Source organism: Geobacillus sp. ZGt-1, from assembly GCF_001026865.1.
Classification (GTDB): domain Bacteria; phylum Bacillota; class Bacilli; order Bacillales; family Anoxybacillaceae; genus Geobacillus; species Geobacillus thermoleovorans.
The window spans coordinates 1-530 of the sequence record NZ_LDPD01000211.1 but is presented as its reverse complement, the minus strand read 5'-3'; the positions used below and the strand labels follow the sequence as shown (position 1 = coordinate 530).

Annotated in this window: 1 pseudogene; it reads left to right on the top strand. The window is 45.5% G+C overall.

What is annotated here, in order from left to right:
• Positions 1 to 219, top strand: a pseudogene (locus VU18_RS16695) (restriction endonuclease); the annotation flags it as partial.
• Positions 220 to 530 lie beyond the last annotated feature (311 nt).

The window sequence follows — 530 nt, the reverse complement described above, 5'->3', positions numbered from 1 at the left end:
AACGAACAAAAACGCATCGCCGAGAAACTCGACAACTTATTAGAAAAATTAGAGAACGAAAAACAACTCGTTTTGGCAGCGGAGGAAAAGCTCGATTTAGTAAAACAATCCGTTCTCCAGAAAGCCTTCCGCGGCGAGTTGGGGACGAATGACCCGAACGATGGACACGCGATGGAGTTGGTCAAAGAAGCGTTGCTCTCGTCAAGCGGACAGCGGTGACGCTGTTCGCTTGATCGAATCATGATTTTGCATTGTGGGGGATGATGAAAGCTGCGGGGGATTGTGGAAGCGCGCAGAACGATTTCAGTTGTTCATGAACCAAACTGACGGTCAAATAAGCGCAGTGCTTTACAGATTTGGGACTGAAGTCCTCTTTGAACATTTTTCATAAATAACCATATGACTAAAATGCCTCCCAACCTTTCTGTCTCAAAGGATGAGAGGCATTTTATCTGTCCGGCTGCTGTCGAACCCGGTTGAATCAGAGTGATCAAAAATAGCTTATTTTAGTAACTCACATTTCGCACCCT